This window comes from Acidovorax sp. SUPP3334 (genome assembly GCF_030159055.1).
Lineage (GTDB): Bacteria > Pseudomonadota > Gammaproteobacteria > Burkholderiales > Burkholderiaceae_C > Paracidovorax.
Window position 1 is genome coordinate 1 of sequence record NZ_BQXQ01000124.1, and the last position, 662, is coordinate 662.

1 protein-coding gene is annotated in these 662 nt (G+C 67.2%); it reads right to left on the reverse strand.

What is annotated here, in order from left to right:
* Positions 1–662, reverse strand: a 662-nt coding sequence (locus AVHM3334_RS23765; RefSeq protein ID WP_284415888.1) for an AMP-binding protein, incomplete at both ends; no start/stop codon positions are given.

The window sequence follows — 662 nt, forward strand, 5'->3', positions numbered from 1 at the left end:
TCTCCCGCCACCCCCAGCGGCACGGGGTTCAACTGCCCATCCAGCACCAGGGCCTGCGTGGCCGAGATCGGCCGGCCGATCGGCACCTGCGTGCGACCGTCCTCCCGGCATTGCCACTGCGTGACGTGGATGGTGGTTTCGGTGGGGCCGTACAGGTTTTGCAGCGAGGCGCCTTGCAGCCGCCGCAGGGCCTCTTGCTGGGTGGCGGCCGGCATGGCTTCGCCCCCGCAGATGATGTAGCGCAGCCGGGTCTGGTGTTCGATGCCTTCATGGGCCAGGAAGGCTTGCAGCATGGACGGCACGAAGTTAAGCGTGGTGATCTGGTGCTGGCGAATGAGCTGTACGAGCCGTTCGGGGTCCCGGTGGTCGCCGGGGTTCGCCACGACGAGCCGCACTCCGGTGGTCAGCGGCCAGAAGGTTTCCCACACCGAGACGTCAAAGCCGAACGGTGCCTTGTGCAGCACGGTGTCGCTGGGGTTGAGGGCATAGGTCTGCTGCATCCAGGCCATGCAGCTGTGCAGTGCGCCGTGGCGGATGGCAGCGCCTTTGGGCCGCCCGGTGGAGCCGGAGGTGTAGATGACATAGGCCAGGTTCTCTGCGTGCAGCGCCACCTTCGGGTCGTGCTCGGGCTCGTCGTTCAGCACCAGCGTGTCCAGCGCCAG